The 17167-nt window shown below is 50.4% G+C and carries 13 protein-coding genes; 3 read left to right on the forward strand and 10 right to left on the reverse strand.

Annotated elements, in window-relative coordinates; genetic code table 11:
- The first annotated feature begins 57 nt into the window (after positions 1–57).
- The 3 genes from hemG (at position 58) to KNO70_RS13870 (ending at position 2882) form a co-directional block, all read left to right on the forward strand.
- Positions 58–1437 (forward strand): protoporphyrinogen oxidase, encoded by a 1380-nt coding sequence (gene hemG, locus KNO70_RS13860; protein ID WP_214689256.1) that lies wholly within the window; start codon positions 58–60, stop codon positions 1435–1437.
- The gene (locus KNO70_RS13865; RefSeq protein ID WP_214731716.1) at positions 1434–2516 is read left to right on the forward strand and encodes a TIGR04053 family radical SAM/SPASM domain-containing protein; all 1083 of its coding nucleotides are present in this window, start codon (positions 1434–1436) and stop codon (positions 2514–2516) included. The genes hemG and KNO70_RS13865 overlap by 4 nt, the downstream gene beginning before the upstream one ends.
- Before the next feature lie 63 nt (positions 2517–2579).
- Positions 2580–2882, forward strand: coding sequence for a hypothetical protein (locus KNO70_RS13870; protein WP_214812740.1), 303 nt, complete (start codon positions 2580–2582; stop codon positions 2880–2882).
- A 28-nt stretch (positions 2883–2910) separates the two neighbouring features.
- On the opposite strand, the gene clpB is transcribed toward KNO70_RS13870, so the two are convergent.
- The 10 genes from clpB to KNO70_RS13920 all read right to left on the reverse strand — a co-directional run bounded on the left by clpB (position 2911) and on the right by KNO70_RS13920 (position 17132).
- On the reverse strand, positions 2911–5502 hold the full coding sequence (clpB, locus tag KNO70_RS13875) for an ATP-dependent chaperone ClpB (RefSeq protein ID WP_214812741.1): 2592 nt from the start codon (positions 5500–5502) through the stop codon (positions 2911–2913).
- A gap of 19 nt (positions 5503–5521) precedes the next feature.
- Entirely contained in the window at positions 5522–6391 is an 870-nt protein-coding gene (locus tag KNO70_RS13880) for a DnaJ C-terminal domain-containing protein (RefSeq protein WP_214685471.1), read from the reverse strand.
- 140 nt (positions 6392–6531) lie between these two features.
- Positions 6532–7704, reverse strand: coding sequence for a CamS family sex pheromone protein (locus tag KNO70_RS13885; protein ID WP_015880725.1), 1173 nt, complete (start codon positions 7702–7704; stop codon positions 6532–6534).
- Positions 7705–7834: 130 nt separating this feature from the next.
- Positions 7835–9313 (reverse strand): LPXTG cell wall anchor domain-containing protein, encoded by a 1479-nt coding sequence (locus KNO70_RS13890; protein WP_214689254.1) that lies wholly within the window; start codon positions 9311–9313, stop codon positions 7835–7837.
- Between the two features lie 820 nt (positions 9314–10133).
- Positions 10134–12128 (reverse strand): NAD-dependent DNA ligase LigA, encoded by a 1995-nt coding sequence (gene ligA / locus KNO70_RS13895; RefSeq protein ID WP_078146264.1) that lies wholly within the window; start codon positions 12126–12128, stop codon positions 10134–10136.
- A gap of 9 nt (positions 12129–12137) precedes the next feature.
- Positions 12138–14354 carry a DNA helicase PcrA gene (pcrA, locus tag KNO70_RS13900; protein ID WP_214731723.1) on the reverse strand — a complete coding sequence of 739 codons (2217 nt, stop codon included), beginning with the start codon at positions 14352–14354 and terminating at the stop codon, positions 12138–12140.
- Positions 14355–14392: 38 nt separating this feature from the next.
- The gene (gene pcrB, locus KNO70_RS13905; protein WP_078146262.1) at positions 14393–15073 is read right to left on the reverse strand and encodes a heptaprenylglyceryl phosphate synthase; all 681 of its coding nucleotides are present in this window, start codon (positions 15071–15073) and stop codon (positions 14393–14395) included.
- Positions 15074–15162: 89 nt separating this feature from the next.
- Positions 15163–15396: a hypothetical protein gene (locus tag KNO70_RS13910; RefSeq protein ID WP_074037828.1), complete on the reverse strand. Its 234-nt coding sequence runs from the start codon at positions 15394–15396 to the stop codon at positions 15163–15165.
- Between the two features lie 12 nt (positions 15397–15408).
- Entirely contained in the window at positions 15409–16791 is a 1383-nt protein-coding gene (locus tag KNO70_RS13915; RefSeq protein WP_078146261.1) for a TrkH family potassium uptake protein, read from the reverse strand.
- A gap of 35 nt (positions 16792–16826) precedes the next feature.
- On the reverse strand, positions 16827–17132 hold the full coding sequence (locus KNO70_RS13920; protein WP_015880718.1) for a YerC/YecD family TrpR-related protein: 306 nt from the start codon (positions 17130–17132) through the stop codon (positions 16827–16829).
- Between the last annotated feature and the right edge of the window lie 35 nt (positions 17133–17167).

Below are 17167 nucleotides of genomic sequence, written 5' to 3' on the forward strand. Positions count from 1 at the left end.
CCGTGACACTTATCCTATATCTCCGTCAACATTCCCGGTACCGTTAAGACGACAACAATTTCAGAGAAATGGGTGAATCAATTGAATCGAATCGCGATTATCGGAGGTGGCATCACCGGACTTGCCGCAGCCTATTATGCCAAAGAAGCCGGAGCTCATGTCACATTGATCGAGGCGCAGGACCATCTCGGTGGAAAAATCAAGACCATTTATCGGGATGGGTTTACGTTAGAGACTGGACCCGACGGTTATATGGCACGGAAGCCGACCTTGACATCACTCATTACGGATCTCGGTCTCGCAGATCAACTCGTCCGCTCCAGAACCGGGACTTCTTACATTTACGTACGGAAGCAACTGAGACAGATGCCGGCCGGATCGGTCATGGGCATCCCGACCAAGTTTTGGCCGATGGTCAAAACGGATCTCTTTACTTGGAGAGGAAAACTTCGCGCCGGATTCGATCTCGTGATTCCACGCGTGTATGCAGGAGAGGATATCTCGCTCGACCGTTTCTTTCGGACGAGACTCGGCTCAGAAGTCGTCGATACGATGATCGAACCGCTTCTGTCCGGGATTTACAACGGGACACTCGAAGACATGAGCATCGAGTCTACTTTCCCTCAGTTTATCACGATTGAACAAAAAACTCGCAGTCTGATTCTCGGAATGAAAGCACTCACCCCTCCCGTCCAAGCTGGTGTAAAGCCGTCCGAGACTGGTAAGTTCCTGTCGATCGAGCAAGGACTCGGAGCACTCGTCGAGGCGCTCCGTCCGTCAATCGATCGACTCATGTTAAAGACGCTTGTTCAATCCGTTCGACCTCATGAAGTCACATTTGCCGATGGGACGGTCGAACAGTTTGACGGCATCATTCTTGCGACTTCCCCACAAGCACTCGGACCTCTGCTCGGATTCCCAGAAGCCGAACGCTTGTCATCGTTAAAACGTACCTCTTCGATGACCGTACTCGCCGCCTTCGACGAGTCAGATGTGGATGCGTTAGATGGAACCGGCTACGTCATCGCCAAATCGGAAGGAAACGCCTTGACCGCTTGTAGCTGGATGCATAAAAAATGGCCACACCTAGCTCCTAAAGGAAAAGCATTGCTCCGCATGTATATCGGTTCAGAACATGTCCCGTCCCTGCTCCATGAAGAGGATGATCAAATCGCAAACTTCGCTTTAAGCGAACTTCGACGCATTCAAAAAGTCGGGACTCCCCTCTTCACGAAAGTCGAACGACACATTCAAACGATGCCACAATATGAAGTCGGTCATAAACAGGACGTCCGCGCGTTCGAAGAAGCACTTCTGAAGTGGGACGGCGTCGAGGCGTGTGGTGCCATACTTCATGGAGTCGGATTACCTGACTGCGTCGATTCTGCCAAACGGGCGGTCGATCACTTACATCTTCGACAGGCGGTGACGGTATGAAACACATCGACTATAACGAAAATCCGTTCATCGTCATTTGGGAAGTCACACGGGCCTGTGCGCTCTCCTGCGTCCACTGCCGGGCAGAGGCACAATTTCACCGTTACGAAAACGAACTCGATACGGGAGAGGGAAAGGCATTGATTCGCGAGATTCATGCGATGGATAACCCGATTCTCGTCTTTACGGGCGGTGATCCTCTCATGCGTGAAGATTTATTTGAATTGACCGCATACGCCTCTTCCCTCGGGATGCGCGTCTCGATGACACCTTCCGCCACACCTCGAGTGACTCACGATGCCGTGAAACGAGCGAAAGCGGCTGGTTTGTCACGTTGGGCCTTCTCCATTGACGGACCGGACGCCGTGACGCATGACTATTTCCGCGGCACACGTGGCAGTTTCGACCGTACCATTCGAGGAATCTCATATTTCCGAGAGGAGGGAATGTCATTTCAAATCAATACGACGGTGACCGAATACAACGTCAATCGATTACCGGAAATGGCGAAACTCGTAGAATCCCTCGGCGTATCCGTCTGGACGCTCTTTTTCCTCGTGCCGACTGGACGTGGATCCCTGTTACAACCCATTACACCTGAGCGACATGAGGAAGTATTGAAATGGGCGTTCTCCCTACAAGAGACGGCACCCTTCATCATCTCAACGACGGAAGCCCAATTTTATCGGAGAGTCGCCCGACAAGAAAATCAGCGCCGCCGGACAGCAGGGCTCCCTCCAATCGGACATCCCCATGACGATTTGGCGAAGGCACCTCGCGGAACGAATGACGGCAACGGATTCGTCTTTATCTCACATACAGGGGACGTCCAGCCGTCCGGTTTTTTACCGATCCCCTGCGGAAACGTCCGAACGACACCTCTCGCTGATATTTATCGTCACCATCCGACGTTCAAGGCGCTGCGTGATCCGGATAGTCATCACGGAAAGTGTGGGTATTGTGAGTATCGGTATCTATGTGGTGGTTCGCGGGCTAGAGCCTATGCGGTCACTGGCGATTATAAGGCGGCGGAACCGTACTGCATCTATCAGCCGGAACGTCCCCTCGTTTCACAATAAAGATTCCCATTTATTCCCTCTCCGTGTAAGATTGAATTATATGATGAGAAGGGAGCCACGTAGGTGCAGTCATTACCGATTGACGGATTATTCTATATTGGGTTGGGTACAATTTTTATCGTTACGACTTTACTCGGGTTCGGAATCAAGCGATGGACGAAACAAGGTATGACGGGATTTTACACGATACTCGCAACAAGTCTTGGCTTATTCTTCTGGTTACTGCTCTGGTTTCAAGAAGCGACCCGCGCCATATTTATGGGAACCATCCCATGGGTACTCAACTTATTTTTCGGAACGGTGCTCTATCTCATTTTTATAGGCATCTGTTATTTGATTTTGAGAAGAAAACATCGGCATACATAAAAGAGGAATCCGGTTGTGGATTCCTCTTTTATGCATTGGCCGTCGATGGGCGTAACGTTAACGCCCCGTTCTCGACATCGATGATGACCGTTTGACCATCCTCGACTTCTCCAGCGAGGATGCTACGGGCAAGTTTCGTTTCAATCGTCCGTTGTACGTAACGGTTGATTGGACGGGCACCGAATTGAGGTTCATACGCTTCGTCGGCAACGAACGTTTTCGCTGCGTCAGTGATCTCGATATGAATCGAGCGTGTCGTGAGCCGTTCGCTCATCCGTCCGACCGCTTTCTCGACGATTTGACCGATTTGATCTTTCGTGAGTGGATGGAACAAAATCGTTTCATCGACCCGGTTCAAGAACTCAGGACGGAAATGGCGACGGAGTTTATCGAGCACTTGACGCTCCTCATCTTCATCAATCACACCATCTCTCGCTGCCTCGAGCAAGATGTCCGCCCCAATGTTCGACGTCATGATGACGATTGTATTTTTAAAATCGACGATGCGCCCGTGCGAATCAGTCAATCGACCATCATCGAGCAGTTGCAACAAGATGTTGAAGACGTCCGGATGTGCCTTCTCGACCTCATCGAGTAAGAGGACCGAGTACGGGTTACGGCGAACCGCTTCTGTCAACTGGCCACCTTCCTCATATCCGATATAGCCTGGAGGGGCACCGACGAGACGTGATACGGCATGTTTCTCCATATATTCACTCATATCGAGTCGAACGATATGATCTTCCGAGTCAAACATCGCTTCTGCGAGCGCCTTCCCGAGTTCTGTCTTCCCAACCCCCGTCGGTCCGAGGAAGAGGAATGAGCCGATCGGACGATTCGGATCTTTGATGCCAGCCCGCGCCCGAATGACCGCATCGCTGACGAGACGAATCGCATCATCTTGTCCGAACACACGTTTATGCAAGACCGTTTCTAGATTGAGGAGCTTATCCCGCTCTCCTTCTGTCAGTTTCGTCACCGGTATGCCCGTCCATTTTGAGACGACCTCGGCGATTTCTTCTTCCGTCACCTCTTCACGCACGAGTTCACGTGTCACCGAACTCGCCAACTGTTCCGCTTCTTCGAGTTCTCGCTCAAGCTCCGGGATTCGTCCGTATTTCAGTTCCGAGGCCCGGTTCAAATCGTAACGACTCTCTGCCTCTTGTAACTCGAGACGTACTTTCTCGAGGTCTCCGCGGATTTGTTGTACGCGGTGCGTCGACTCCTTCTCATTCTCCCAGCGGAGACGTAACGAGTCAGACTGTTCACGAAGTGACGCCAATTCCTGCTGAAGCGCCTCAAGTCGCTTCATGGAAGCGGCATCGCTCTCTTTTTTAAGAGCCGCCTCTTCGATTTCAAGCTGCATGACCCGACGGACCAATTCATCGAGTTCAGCCGGCATCGACTCCATCTCCGTCCGAATCATTGCACACGACTCATCGACGAGATCGATCGCCTTGTCCGGCATGAAACGGTCGGTGATATAGCGATTGGATAATACAGCCGCTGCGACGAGCGCATTGTCATGGATGCGTACCCCGTGGTGAATCTCGAAGCGTTCTTTCAAACCGCGCAAGATGGAAACCGTATCCTCGACATCCGGTTCAGCGACAAGTACTTGTTGGAAACGCCGCTCGAGGGCCGGGTCCTTCTCGATATATTGACGATACTCGTCAAGTGTCGTCGCACCGATACAATGCAGTTCGCCTCGGGCGAGCATCGGTTTCAACATGTTCCCGGCATCCATCGATCCCTCCGACTTCCCTGCACCGACAATCGTGTGCAGTTCATCGATGAAGAGGATGATGGTGCCTTCCGCTTCTTTCACTTCGGACAAGACTGCCTGTAGACGTTCCTCGAACTCCCCACGATATTTCGCACCGGCAACGAGGGAACTCATATCGAGACTGAAGATGGTTTTGTCTTTCAAACTTTCCGGCACATCTCCACGAACGATACGCTGGGCGAGCCCTTCGACAATCGCCGTCTTCCCGACACCCGGTTCCCCGATGAGGACTGGGTTGTTTTTCGTTTTCCGACTCAAAATCCGGATGACACGACGAATCTCGCTATCCCGTCCGATGACCGGATCGATTTTCCCGGTCTTCACTTCTTGAATGAGGTCTCGTCCGTATTTCGTCAAGACGTCATACGTCGCTTCAGGCGACTTCGAAGTGATCCGACGATTGCCTCGTACGGCGACGAGCGCCTCACGGAGACGGTCTTCTGTGATCCCTTTTCGCTCGAGCATCGCCTGTGCTTGACTACTGTTCAACAAGATGCCGAGTAAAATATGTTCGACCGATACGTATTCATCGTTCATCCCTGTCGCTTCTCGCTCCGCCGTCGTTAGAACGTTCAGCAAAGAAGCCGAAATCATCGGTGTCGTCGGATTTTGAAGTTTTGGTGCATTTCTTAAAGAAAGTGCGACTTCGCCTTCAATCTCAGACACGTTGATTTCCATTTTTTGAAACAGCAACGGCGCGATCCCGTCCGTCTGCGAAATCATGGACGCCAAGACGTGCCACTCATTGATTTCACTATGATGATATTGTTTCGCTAACGCCTGTGAACTGACAATGCATTCATGTGCTTTATCTGTAAAACGATTAAAGTCCATCACGATTCCTCCTTATTCATTAACGTTCGATTTGCTCATAAACAGAACGGTACGTCTCATCAAGAGGCAGGTCGACCTCGAGTTGGACGAATAAGTCCGACCGCACCTTCGAGGCGGTCATGACACCGCGACCAGGGATCCGCATCCGTTGTCCCGGACGGCTTCCCGGTTTCACTTTCAGCTTCACGCGTCCCCCGTCGAGCGTGGCAACGATGACGCTCGCCCCGTCTAAAAAGTCGAGCGGACGCAATCGTTTCACGGTCACGATATGCTCTCCTTCACGACGATACGTATCGTCATCCGCAAAGTGAAGTTCGACATATACATCTCCTCGGTTTCCCGATTGTCCGACGCGGCTACCTTTTCCTTTCAACCGCAACTTCTGACCTTCGTAGGCACCTTGTGGAATTTTGACGTTCACGGTACCCGTTTGAAGACGTAGACTCACTTTCGACTCTTTCGTCAATTGACTGAGCGGGATGTTGACACGAACAGTCTCATCCAAGTCTTCCTCGACTGCTTGGTCAAAGAAGCTTCCGAACATATCTTCAAATCCGAAAGTCCGAGAGGTCGTACGCGATCCGCCTCCGAATTGTCGGAATAGATCTTCGAATTGTGACGAGCCTTCCCCGTAAGTCTCTCCACCGCCACCGAACCCTTGTCCGAACGACGGTCCATCCGGGCTACCGTATCGATCATAGTTCGCCTTTTTCTCTGGGTCGCTCAATACGTCAAACGCTTCCTGGACCGACTTGAATCTTTCTTGTGCGCCAGGGTCTTTATTGACGTCCGGATGGTATTGTTTCGCCAGTTTCCGGTATGCACGTTTAATCTCTTGCTCGGTCGCTTCCTTGGAGACACCGAGCTCGTCGTAATAGTTTTTAGCCATATGGATTCACCTCACCTATCCCTTTCCCGTTTCTGTTAACTCTATTCTACTCAATTGGTCAAATAAGGTCAAAGATAATCCTTTCACTTTTCATACGAAAAAAAGAAGAGATTCGTTTCAAAAAACGAACCTCTTCTCGATTAGAAGTAGACTTTCGGGCTATCCATGCCGTCCTCAAACACAATCGTCACTTCAGGGTCTCCGCCAAGTGACGTCACGTTGATACGAACCGGAACGTTCCGGCTATATTCCCAACGGTTTTCGAGCAAGCCGACCACGTGTTGTGTGAAGCCGACGAGCTCAGCGCGACTGTAAAACTGAATCGGGATATCAATCTCCATTCTCGATAGATCTCCGTTCTGATAAAAGCCCTTCCCAATCATCCCGCTATAGTCCGGGAAAAGGTCGGCAATCCGATCGCTGAAGAGCGTAAATTTCTGAGCGTCCTCGCGTACGTCAGACGTCGCCGATGTCGACGGGAAATAGTAGTACTTCTCATCGATCGCTTTCCAGTCGCCCGATTTGACTTGATCCGCCGTCCCAACGAAGGCCGACTTGATATAGTTCCCCGGTGTCGGTGAACCTTGTGTCGATTTCATATAGAGCGCGACATTGATATCGAGGTCCTTGAAGTCTTCACGCTTTCGTAATTGGGAGACGAGTTCGTTCGCCATACGTTCCCCTTCTGCGATTACTTTCTTTTGATCGAGTTTGACGGTATATGTCGGACCATAGTTCGGTGCTTGGAAGACATATTCACGGTTCAAAATAAGTGCAAACGATACGCCCCCAACCTGGTACCCGCTGTCCTCTTTCGTCATGTAATTTTGTTCGACAATCGAAGCTAAATAAAGCGGTGATTTCTTGTTCGCATCGACGAACTTGTCGTCTTCGACTTCTGCCTTGCCATCCGCATAAGCCGGGTTCAAGGGGGTCAACCCTTCATTACTTTTATCTTTCCGTGCGAGCAGACGAGATACATCCTCCGCGTTCAACAGCTGTCCCTCTTGATAAGCGAACTTTTCCGGGTCGAACGCGTCCGTTGAGTGACGCATGAGACCGAGTTCGACTTCTTCGAGTTCTAACGATGAACTGACTTGACGTTGGGCGAGCCCTCTCGCTGCCGCCGGTTTGAACGGAATGACCATTTGATAGTATGAGTCACGGGCTTCAATCGCTTGTGTGACGCCTTCGGCCGCTGTTTCGTCCCCAGTTGGTGTCGCTTCTTCTTCACCCATCGGTATTTTCATTGAACATCCACTCAACAATAGCGCCGAGGCGATTGTCGGGATGACGAGTTGTTTCCATTTCATCTATGTCTAGCTCCTTTGAACATCGTTTCCTATTTCACTTTGTCCATTATAACAAAATCGTTACACGAAAAAAGTATCGAAGCGGAATCAGAACAAATGCCTTCTCGGATGAACGAGAAGGGATGTCGATTTATGGTTTCGTTGACGGGTGGTTGCGACGAATCAACAGTAGGAGTCCTGACGCGAAGAGAAGTGTACCGAGCATGACGTGCCACAGATCATCCGCTTCGCCTGTCATCGGAAGTACGCCTTGTGCGTACGGATCGGCTTCATCGATGTGCTCGACTCGTTTCGCTCCACTCTCTTTGACGATGACTTTCACGACAGGTGGTGTGGCTTTCACCTCTGTCTTCTGCTTGTTAGCGTCTTGTTTTGGCTCTTCTTTTACCGGAACAGGTTGCTTCACCGCCACCGGTACGTCAACGGAGCGAGTAACCCTGATCCCTTCATCCACCTCGAAGATGAATGTGGCACGTTGAATCAATTCAGCCCCGGCTCTCACATCATAAGATGGGAGGAGCGGAAGCTCAAACGAGAACGTCACTTCTTCTTCCGGACCGAGTCCGTCTCTGAAGGTAGGAATTGCTTCGACTTGCTCCGTGAATCGTTGATTTGCCTGGTTTCGTTCTTCTTCTGTCAAGGCACCGCTTGGCCATGTGAGCATCGCGTCCGCTAAAAACAAGGTGACTTTCGAAGGATTGGTGACCGTATACGTATAGCGAACGGGCTCTCCCGGTTGAACGGTCGCCTTCTCAACCGTCGCATTCACGGTGAAGTCTGGTGTTTGTAAAAGGATTATCTGTTGACTTTCTGATGTGACGACCCGGTTGAATTCATCCAGCCCGGTCACTTGAAAGACACTGCCGATTTCAGGATGTGCGTCGAACGAATATCCGGTCGGAATCGATAAGACTTCTGTCACTTCCACCCGTTCCCCCGGCAAGAGACCGTCTTCTCCTATTAATTCATGCAAACGATCAAATACGTGTTGATTGAACGATTCGATTGATTGATGATCGATGTCTCCGCTCACATACTCGTGAGAGAATTCTGTCACCGTCATCGGCGTGTCTCCTGTGTTTTCTACAATGAACGTATACGATATTTCGCCTCCGACAACGGCTCGGTCGACTGCGGCGATATTGATTGCTTCAACGGCGAGCTTCGGTAACGTCGGTTCAGTCGTCGGCTCTTCGACGATTGGTTCTGGTTCAACCGGTGGCGTCACTTCTTCTGATAGATCTGGTTCTGTGACAACAGGCGGTTCTTCCTCTTCGACAGGATAGGCTTCCGTGATGGTGTTTGGAGAAAACGTATACGGTACACCTTCCGCATTGTAGAGCGTGATGAGGTCAATCAACGAGTCGTCTACTGCTTCCGCATCAATCATAAATCGCCAAACGTCAGCTGATTCACGGCTCCCGTAATACGTGATTCCTTCATAGACGAGACTTGATTCATATAATGTTTCGCTTTCCTCATCTGTCAAATTCACTTGAATATACCGGAACGTGGTCGTGTCCGCTTTGGCGGTAGGCACCCCAAATAAGGTTGAAAGGAACATGAGGATGGTAAATACGGCAACGAAGCGCTGGATGTTGTGTGTCATGATGTTGGTCCCTCCTCTAAGGTGAAAACAAGCGCTCGAATCGCAATCGTTCCGATGACGACGTTCACCACGTAGAGGAATGAGAGGAATGTGTGTGTGAACGTCATGATGTCAAAGGGTTCTCTCGCAAAAATATATTAGCATTTTGATTTAGTTAATCTATACCCCTCACACGCTTGTGCGAACCTGCTCAATCCCATTTATTTCCGAAAAATAAAAAACGTTCGCCGAAGCGAACGTCCAGACTGTAGACAAAGTATAGGTCTTATGCACAATCCGGACACGGCTCGCTTTCCTAGGGGCAAGCAGGGAGCCGCATCGCGACTGCGTCACTGCTGGGTCTCCCTTTGCTTGCTATTCCCTCAGAAGTCTCGCCTGCCCGTTCTTGGTCACCTTTTGTCCTTCGTCCCATATAATGGTGTGAGAAGAACACACAGAGGGCGGATCTAATGATCAACAAGTCGACACCATCCATCCTTCACGGTCTGACGAACGGAACGGATGTTGAACAGCGGCCCGAGGAGGATGATCTCGGCGTTTACCTTCCCTTTCCCCTAAAACATCGATTCAAAGTAAATACCGAGCTTTTTCTTCGGCTGTCGTGACCTTAGAAAAAGACAAACGGCCGCCAGATGACGACCGTTTGCGTTGCTCGCCCGACGGCGCCCCGACTCCTTCAGGAAAGCAATCCGACGGAGACCCAGCAGCGACCTAGGTCGCGATGCGGCTCCGGGATTGCCTGAGGAAAGCGTGGGCGCCGGAAGGACGAGTTCGAACATGTTATTTGTCAACAAGCTGAACGTTCGCCGAAGCGAACGTCTTATGCTTGTTCATGTAAAAAGTCGAGCAGTTTTGCCTCATCCCATACTTCAATTCCGAGAGATTCCGCTTTCGCCAGCTTCGAACCTGCTTTTTCACCGGCGACGAGCAAGTCTGTGTTCTTACTTACACTTCCCGTTACACTCGCTCCGAGAAGTTCAAGCTGTTTCCCAGCCTCGCCACGTGTCATCTCATGCAACTTCCCCGTCAATACGACTGTCTTCCCAGAGAGCGGTGCTCCTTCCGTCGTTGGTCGTTTCGTTCCTTTGAAGGAAAGATTGACTCCCGATTCTGAAAGTTCTTTGACGAGTTCACGTGCTTCCGGTTTTTCGAAATAGAGAACGATCGATTCTGCCATTTTAGTCCCGATACCATCGATGGCTGTCAATTCTTCGACTGTCGCCGCGATGATTGCCTCCATCGTCTCGAACCGTTCTGCAATTAAAGAAGCGGCCTTTTGTCCGACGAGTCGAATCCCGAGGGCGAAGAGCACCCGTTCCAATGAATTTTGCTTCGACTGTTCGATTGCCGAGAGCAAGTTCGTCACTGACGTCTCGCCCATGCGCTCGAGTCCAAGTAAATCATCTCGGTCCAAGCGATACAGGTCGGCCACATTGTGAACGAGCCCTGCTTCGTGAAGCTGCGTGATGACTTTCTCGCCGAGCCCGTCGATGTTCATCGCTTGTCTCGACACGAAATGGATGAGTCCTTCAAGCAGTTGAGCCGGACATTCCGGATTGACGCAACGATGATCCGCCTCTCCTTCGAGTCGAATCAACTCCGACCCACACGCCGGACAATGCGTCGGGAATTCAATCACCCGCTCTTCCCCGCTCCGTTCACTCGCCAGTGCCGATACGACGGCCGGAATGACATCTCCTGCTTTTTTGATGACGACTCGGTCACCGATATGAAGATCTTTTTCCTTTATAAAATCTTCATTGTGAAGCGTCGCATACGTCACGGTCGAACCTGCCACAGAAACCGGGGCAAATCGTGCCCGTGGTGTGACCTTCCCCGTACGACCGACACTAAAATCGACGTCCTCGATCGTCGTCACGACTTCTTCTGCCGGGAACTTGTACGCGACGGCCCAGCGCGGACTTTTAGCGGTGAAACCAAGTTGTTCTTGTTCTTCATAACCGGCCACTTTGATGACAATCCCATCAATTTCATATGGGAGGTCACTCCGTTTTGTCACGTATGTCTCAATGTAATCCCACAGTTCATCCGCCGTCTGGCATGTTGTATAATCTCCGCTCACTGCGACACCGAGTCGTTTCAAATAATCGAGTGATTCGTCATGTGACGCGACGAGATCGTCTTGCGACACCAAACCGTATGCGAAGAACGCCAAATTTCTTGACGCCGCAATTTTTGAGTCGAGTTGTCGAAGTGAACCGGCAGCAGCGTTTCTCGGATTTGCGAAAAGTGGCTCGCCGTTACGTTCTCGTTCATCATTCAATTGTTCAAACGAACGTTTCGGCATGTACGCCTCACCTCGCACTTCAAACGTCACGTCCTCATTTAATCGGAGAGGGATGGAACGAATCGTCTTCAAGTTTTGCGTGATGTCCTCCCCCGTCGTCCCGTCCCCACGCGTCGCGCCACGAACGAGGCGGCCATTCTCATATTTTAACGAGACAGCGAGACCATCAAATTTGAGTTCTGCCACGAATGTCGGCGTGTAGCCGAGATCTTTCTCAATTCGCTCCACCCACTCGACGAGTTCTTCTTTCGAGAAGACGTTGCCGAGCGAGAGCATCGGCGTGTCATGTGTCACTTTGACGAATGCGTCGAGCGGAGCCCCTCCGACGCGTTGCGTCGGAGAATCCGGTGTTCGAAGTTCAGGATAATCAGTCTCGATTTGAATCAATTCGTTCATCAATCGGTCATACTCCGAATCCGGCACGCTCGGACGGTCGAGTACGTAATACTCGTAACCATATTGATTTAACGTTTGACGTAGCTCTTCTACGCGTTCTGCCATCTCCATATTCTCACCTCACGCTTTTTCGATAGGGGCAAATTTAGCCAATAGGCGCTTGATCCCGACTTCCGGGAATGCGATGTCGACTTCGACTTGGTCGCCTTCACCACGTGTCTGTACGACCGTCCCTTGTCCCCATTTTTTATGATTCGCTTTGTCGCCGACATTCCATCCGACCGTTTCGGCACCGGACGATTGGGCGAGTTTCGGCTTCGGTTTCGAACTAAAGCCATTCACCGGTAACTTCCCTGGTGACTCGACCGGGTTCCACGGCATCGGTTTTCTCGCCTTACCGGACCGCTCCAACAACGTTTCCGGCAACTCATGCAAGAATCTCGACTCCGGGTTGTTTTGGAAGCGACCATATAGCATCCGTGACTGGGCACGTGTCAAATAGAGACGCTTCTCGGCACGGGTGATTCCGACATACGCAAGACGACGTTCTTCTTCCATCTCTTCCTCGTCGTTCAAGGCACGGCTGTGCGGGAAAAGTCCTTCTTCCATTCCAATCAAGAAGACGACCGGGAATTCAAGTCCCTTTGCCGAGTGCAACGTCATCAACGTGACTTGATGCGACTCATCGACTTCATCGAGTGAATCGAGGTCTGAGACGAGCGTCAAATCGGTAAGGAAGGCGACGAGCGTCTGTTCATCGCTCTCTTTCTCAAAGTTTTGGGCGACCGACAGAAACTCTTGCAAGTTCTCGAGTCGGCTTTCCGCTTCAAGCGTCTTCTCGATTTTGAGCATCTCTTCATATCCTGTTTTCTTCAATACCTCTTCGACGAGTTCTGAAATGGAGAGGTAGTCCGCCATCTGCCGTAAATCCAGCATCATTTGGCGGAAGTCCGCGAGTTTCGTCGCAGTGCGTGGGGCGATGCCTGACAATTCGATGTCACGAATCGCATCCATAAGTGAGACGCCTTGCATATCTGCAAAGTCACCTAGTTTATCAATCGTCGCGGCACCGATTCCGCGTTTCGGCTCATTGACGACGCGAACGAACGAGATGTCCTCATCCGGGTTGGCGATCAATCGCAAGTATGCGAGGACGTCCTTGATCTCTTTTCGCTCATAGAACTTCGTCCCGCCGACCATTTTGTATGGGATGTTCGATTTGAGGAGCATCTCCTCGAGTCCACGTGATTGAGCGTTCGTCCGATAAAGGACCGCCATCTGTCCGTAGTCCATCCCTTCCATCTTCAGCTCTTTCATCTGGTTCATGATGAAGAACGCTTCGTCGCGATCATCCGATGCGACATGGAGCAACAGTTTCTCTCCTTCATCATTTTCAGTCCACAAGTTCTTCTCTTTCCGGGAAGCGTTGTTTTGGATGACACCGTTCGCCGCCTCTAAAATCCGTTTCGTCGAACGATAGTTTTGTTCGAGCAAGATGACATGGGCGCTCGGATAATCTTTCTCGAACGTCAAGATATTGGCGATGTCGGCACCGCGCCAACGATAAATGGACTGATCCGAATCCCCGACGACACATAAATTCTCGTGTGCCTGTGCGAGAAGTTTGACGAGCGTATATTGGGCACGGTTCGTATCCTGATACTCATCGACATGGATGTACTTGAATTTCTTCTGATAGAACGCCAACACGTCCGGTGCTTCTTGAAATAAGTGAATCGTCTTCATGATCAAGTCGTCAAAGTCGAGCACATTGTTTTGTTTCAACTTTTTCTCATACGCTGTGTAGACGTCCGAGATGATTCGCTCGTACGGATTGTTCCCGACGAGGGCAGCCGCATCTTTCGCCGTACGCAGCTCATTTTTATGATTTGAAATCATCCCGAGAAGGGTACGCGGTTCGTACTTCTTCGGATCGAGGTTCAATTCTTTCAACACCTGTTTGATTGCTGTCAATTGATCCGAGGCATCTAAAATGGAAAAGCTCCTGTCATAGCGGATGCGATCGATATCGCGTCGTAAAATCCGGACGCACATGGAGTGGAATGTAGAAATCCAAATGTCTTCGGCGACACCACCCACAAGACGGGCAATCCGATCTTTCATTTCTCGTGCTGCCTTATTCGTGAACGTGATCGCTAAAATGTTCCACGGTGCCACTTGCTTCGCCGCCATCAAATAGGCGACACGATGGGTCAAGACACGAGTCTTCCCAGACCCTGCACCCGCCATGATCAACAGCGGGCCATCCGTATGCTTCACCGCTTCTGCTTGTTCCGGGTTCATCCCTTTAACTAATTCTTCGCTAAGATTATACATAATCGTTTCCTTCCTTGTTCCAAACGTTTGTTCTTATTTTATCGGAGTGCTCGTACAGTCGCAAGTGCTCCAGCTAAGTCTTCATAAATGATATTGCCGACAACAATCGTGTCGACATGTGCACCCATTAATCGTGCCGTCTCTTCTCCCTCAATGCCACCACCGTAAAAGAGATGTGCATCAGGTAACGCCAAACGAATCTCTTTGACGACATCAGGATTCCCGAGTCGTCCACTATATTCGATATAGAGCGAGGGAAGACGGAACAAGTGATGTCCAACTTCCGCGTATGCCACGGATTCTTCGATCGTCAAATCGCATCGCGCTTCCGTCACGTCAGCGACTTTCGCCTCCGGGTTTAAGACGAGATATCCTTGAGCCGTGACAAGACGAGCATCAAAGAAATGGCCGAATCGTTCAAACGCACGGGCATGATGACCAATGATCCATTCCGGAGTTCCTGCATTCAGCACGGTGGGCACGAAGTAATGATTGAATCCGTGGATGACTTGACTAGGATGGCTAATCTCAAGTGCGATTGGAATCCCGGCATCTCGGACTCTCGCATAAAGCGCAAATGTATTCTCTGCATCAATCCCATCCGTTCCCCCGATCAAAAAGGCGTCGGTCCCCGAATGGATGAGCGCCTCGAGCGCCTCATCTGTGAGCTCCTTATTCGGATCTAGTTTAAACACATGTCGCCACGTCTGAAATTCCAACTCATTCCCTCCTATCGAATCCTTCTATAGTGTATCGATTTTTTTCCTCCCGTGCATCTCTCCAACAAAAAAAGACTTGCCGAAGCAAGTCACGAACGTGCCGTACGATTCCGTTCCCGATCCGTCAACCATTTCGCAACAAGCAAGGCGAATAGACCGTAAACAGGAACGAACCAGAGCGGATTCGCTAAAAAGAATCCGAGCACCGGTATGTCAAGGAGCGGCGAGTCCGGTGAACAGAGTGCCGTTCCATTGACGATGGCGATAAACGGAAGAACCGGAACAATGAAGACGTATCCGAAGTTGATCCAAAATGCTTTCATATGACAATCTCCTTATCCTAAGATGATTGATTCTTTTGGATAGTTATACATCCGCTTCGGTTGTCTCCGTTGCAGGATGAGAATGAAGGCGATGACGCCGATTCGGCCGATGAACATGAGAATCGTCAACACCCATTTTCCAACGTTACTAAACTCGGAAGACAATCCGACGGATAGACCCGTCGTCCCGAACGCAGAACACGCCTCGAATAAGATTCGTGTCAACGAAGCATCCTCAAAATAAGCCATGACCATGACACCTGATAGTAACACGGCAAGCGAAACCGTAATGATCACGAACGCTTTCCAAATATCTTCAAGGACGATTTCACGACCGAAAATTTTAATGGACGAGTCCCCGCGAATGAAGGCGATGACAGCGAGAACGGCTACAGCAAACGTCGTCGTCCGAATCCCCCCACCGACAGACGATGGAGATGCCCCGATGAACATCAGGATGGACAGGAGCAACATGCTCGCTTCAGAGAATAGATTGACATCGACCGTCGATAGACCACCATTTCGTGTCGTCACGGATTGGAACAACGAATCCGAAAGTGCCAACCAGAGCGGCAAGTCCTTAAAGGCATTATTGTATTCAAAGATGAACAAGCCGACCGTACCGACGGCAATCAAAATAAAGAAGGTTGAGACCGTCAATTTCGTGAACAACGAGAATCGACTCGGGAACGTGTGACGTTTCCGTGTGATTCGGCTCACCAAGTACGTTCGAATCTCTACAAGCACCGGGAATCCGATGGCACCACCGGTCATGAGCGCGATTTGCGTAAAGATGACGAATGGGTCCTCACGGAATGGCGCGAGCGAACTTCCCGTAATGTCAAACCCGGCATTCGTCGTCGCACTGATCGACCCGAACAATCCTTGTAAGAAGGCTTCTCCGATGGTATCAAAATAATTTAAGTAATGGACCCCGAGCACGACGGCACCGACCGCCTCGATGGCGATAACGGTGATCACGATTTCCGTGATGTATTTAACAATACCAGACATGGACGTCTGGTTTTGGTCGCGTAAAATCAGTTGTCTTTCCCTAAACCCAATCCGTTTCCCAAGTAAGATCCACATGATGACGTGCAAACTGATCAATCCGACACCGCTCACTTGGACGATGAACAGAATGATAAATAAGCCGAACGTGGAGAAGGTATCGGTGACTACAATCGGTGTCAGGCCGGTGACACTGACACAGCTCACCGCAAAGAAGACAAGGTCGGTAAACGTGATCGTCACTCCAGGCTTATGGGCGATTGGTAAGGCGAGGAGCAAAACTGATAAAATCGCTGCCGCACTATAAATTAACACGAGTGTTTGGACCGGTGTTAAACTTCGAAAGAACAATTGTAAGTTCAGTTTCATGAATTTCTGTTGCATCTCGCCACTCCCCTCCATCAAAAACAAGATGACTCTTACGAGTCACCTTTTGTTTGTTGTAGACGTTCAAGAGCGAGATCGTATCCACCTGTCCCATAGTTCAAGCATCGCTTCACACGTGAAATCGTGGCCGTTGAGGCGCCTGTCGCATCCTCAATTTTATGATACGTGTTTCCTTCACGAATTTGCCGCGCCACTTCAAGTCGTTGCGCAAGTGCTTGAATTTCATTAACAGTCGCTAAATCTTCGAATAATTGATAACAGTCTTCGAGTGTCTCGAGCTTCAAAATCGCTTCAAACAATTGATCGAGCTCTCGACCTCGTAATTTATCGAGTTGCATCCGCAAGCATCCTCTCTACTCATACTTCTTTCTCA

The organism is Exiguobacterium sp. s181 (genome assembly GCF_018617125.1).
Lineage (GTDB): Bacteria > Bacillota > Bacilli > Exiguobacteriales > Exiguobacteriaceae > Exiguobacterium > Exiguobacterium profundum.

What these genes read in the sequence shown, in the direction of transcription:
- clpB (WP_214812741.1), bottom strand. Translation starts at nt 5,502, where the DNA reads ATGGACTTTAATCGTTTTACAGATAAAGCACATGAATGCATTGTCAGT.
- KNO70_RS13910 (WP_074037828.1), bottom strand. Translation starts at nt 15,396, where the DNA reads ATGAAAGCATTTTGGATCAACTTCGGATACGTCTTCATTGTTCCGGTT.
- KNO70_RS13920 (WP_015880718.1), bottom strand. Translation starts at nt 17,132, where the DNA reads ATGCAACTCGATAAATTACGAGGTCGAGAGCTCGATCAATTGTTTGAA.
- KNO70_RS13880 (WP_214685471.1), bottom strand. Translation starts at nt 6,391, where the DNA reads ATGGCTAAAAACTATTACGACGAGCTCGGTGTCTCCAAGGAAGCGACC.
- KNO70_RS13890 (WP_214689254.1), bottom strand. Translation starts at nt 9,313, where the DNA reads ATGACACACAACATCCAGCGCTTCGTTGCCGTATTTACCATCCTCATG.
- KNO70_RS13915 (WP_078146261.1), bottom strand. Translation starts at nt 16,791, where the DNA reads ATGCAACAGAAATTCATGAAACTGAACTTACAATTGTTCTTTCGAAGT.
- ligA (WP_078146264.1), bottom strand. Translation starts at nt 12,128, where the DNA reads ATGGAGATGGCAGAACGCGTAGAAGAGCTACGTCAAACGTTAAATCAA.
- KNO70_RS13865 (WP_214731716.1), top strand. Translation starts at nt 1,434, where the DNA reads ATGAAACACATCGACTATAACGAAAATCCGTTCATCGTCATTTGGGAA.
- pcrA (WP_214731723.1), bottom strand. Translation starts at nt 14,354, where the DNA reads ATGTATAATCTTAGCGAAGAATTAGTTAAAGGGATGAACCCGGAACAA.
- KNO70_RS13885 (WP_015880725.1), bottom strand. Translation starts at nt 7,704, where the DNA reads ATGAAATGGAAACAACTCGTCATCCCGACAATCGCCTCGGCGCTATTG.